The organism is Corallococcus exercitus (assembly GCF_003611585.1).
Classification (GTDB): Bacteria; Myxococcota; Myxococcia; order Myxococcales; family Myxococcaceae; genus Corallococcus; species Corallococcus exercitus.
Genome location: NZ_RAVW01000741.1, coordinates 1 through 2,025, shown reverse-complemented (window position 1 = coordinate 2,025; position 2,025 = coordinate 1). Strand labels below are relative to the sequence as shown.

Genomic DNA, 2,025 nt, shown 5'->3' with positions numbered 1-2,025 from the left:
ATCGGTGCGCTTGCGTGGGCTCATGTGATTCTTCACGGGGGAGGCGCGGCACCATACCCGTACGGTCGGGTGCACCCGGCGTTTTTACCGACGGCAGGGGGCGGTTGTCCGGCCGGCCGTCCCCCTTCTGGCGGGACGGGCGATCGTCTATAGGATGCCCCGCGTCCATGGCCCGCCCACCCATCACCAACGACTTCTCCTGGTCCAAGAGCCGCCACGAGAAGTTCTCCGAATGCCTCCGGGCCTACTACCTCTACTACTACCGCTCCTGGGGCGGCTGGGAGGCGGAGGCGGCCAGGGACGTGCGCGAGCTCTACGTCCTCAAGAAGCTGCACAACCGCTACACCTGGGCGGGCAGCATCGTGCACGAGGCCCTCAAGGACGTGCTGCTGGACTGGCGCGCCGGCCGTGAGGTGGACCCCGCGAAGGTGGAGGCGCGCACGCACAAGCTGATGCAGGACGACTTCCGGCACTCGCGCTCCAAGGCGTACTGGACGCAGAAGTACCGCAAGCCCTTCACCGGCCTGGCGGAGCACGAGTACTCGGAGGAGATTCCGAACGAGGCCTGGAAGCAGAACTTCGAAACGGTGCGCTCCGCGCTCGCGTGGTTCTTCCAGTCACGCTGGCCCACCATCGCGAAGGGGCTCAAGCCCGCGCAGTGGCTGGAGGTGGACGCGGGCTTCGACTTCGCCCACTTCGTCCTGGACGGGGTGAAGACCTTCGCCATCCCGGACTTCGCCTACGTGGACGCGGAGGGCTCCGTCGTGGTGGTGGACTGGAAGACGGGCCGCTCGCGCGAGGGCTACGACGAACAGGTGCTGGGCTACGCGCTCTACATCGCGCAGCGCTACCGCTACCCGCTGGAGAAGGTGCGCGCGTCGCTCGTGTACCTCAACGAGGGGCTGGAGCACGACGTGACGGTGGACCCGTCCGCCATGGACTCCTTCCGCCAGCACTTCGCCCGGAGCGTGGAGGGGATGCGCGCGCTCCTGAAGGACGCCGCCACCAACACGCCGAAAGAGGTGGAGGCCTTCCCACAGACGGGGAACCTGGACGCCTGCGCCCGCTGCGTCTTCCGCCGCCCGTGTGGCCGGGAGCCCGCGGTGGCGCAGGCCCGGCCCCGCGTGGCTTGAGCGCCGCCTGACCTGAAGCGCTACCGCGCCGACGCCAGCCGGCGCACCACCACGCCCGCGGCGTTCATGCCGAACGCGGAGGTGACGAACGCCACGCTGCCGTCAATCTGCGTGCGGTGGTCGCAGGTGTGGAACTCGTTGTCCTGCGGGCAGACGCACAGGAAGCCGTCGGTCGCGTCGTCGTAGTTGAGCGGCACCGGCTGCCGGCGCGTCTCAATGGAGTACACGGCGGTGATGCCCGTGTGGCGCTCCGTCTCCACGCCGTACTTGCGCTTGAGCAGCTTGCGGATGTCCTTGGCGAAGGGATCCATGTGCGTCTCGCTCAGGTCCTCCACGCGGATGGCCGTGGGGTCCAGGCGTCCCGCCGCGCCCATGGAGCTGACCACCGGCACGCCCAGCGTCACGCACCGGTGCAAGAGGTGCAGCTTCGCCTTCACGTTGTCGATGGCGTCCACCACGAAGTCGTACTTCCCCGCGGGCAGCAGCGTCTCCGCCAGCTCCTCGCGGTAGAACTCGCGCAGCGCTTCCACCTTCGCCTGCGGGTTGATGTCCTGGCAGCGCTGCGCCATCAGCTCCGCCTTGGACTTGCCCACCGCCTTCACCGTCGCGTGCAACTGGCGGTTGGTGTTGGTGACGCACACGTCGTCGTGGTCCACCAGCGTCAGCCGGCCCACGCCGCTGCGCACCAGGCCCTCCGCGGTGAAGCTGCCCACGCCGCCCAGGCCGAACACCACCACATGCGCGTTGGCCAGCCGCTCCATGGCGTTGTCGCCCAGCAGGCGCGCCGTGCGGTCGAAGCGGCGCGACAGCTTGAAGGGCTTCGCGAGCGACGGCGTCTCGACGACGGCGTTCGAAGCAGCCGGGGAGGCGGGGGGGGCCTCGGGCTCGGCGG

General features: G+C 69.1%; 2 protein-coding genes. One reads left to right on the top strand and one right to left on the bottom strand.

The genetic code is table 11. From position 1 onward, the window contains the following. The first annotated feature begins 167 nt into the window (after nt 1-167). Complete coding sequence (locus D7W79_RS41550) at nt 168-1,133, top strand: PD-(D/E)XK nuclease family protein (protein ID WP_120530701.1); 966 nt, start codon at nt 168-170, stop codon at nt 1,131-1,133. 20 nt (nt 1,134-1,153) lie between these two features. On the opposite strand, the gene D7W79_RS41545 is transcribed toward D7W79_RS41550, so the two are convergent. Then, the coding region (locus tag D7W79_RS41545) for a tRNA threonylcarbamoyladenosine dehydratase (RefSeq protein ID WP_244222272.1) at nt 1,154-2,025 on the bottom strand (872 nt) is incomplete at its 5' end.

Excerpts from the sequence above, each read along its gene's own strand:
- D7W79_RS41550 (WP_120530701.1), top strand. The coding sequence starts at position 168 with ATGGCCCGCCCACCCATCACCAACGACTTCTCCTGGTCCAAGAGCCGC.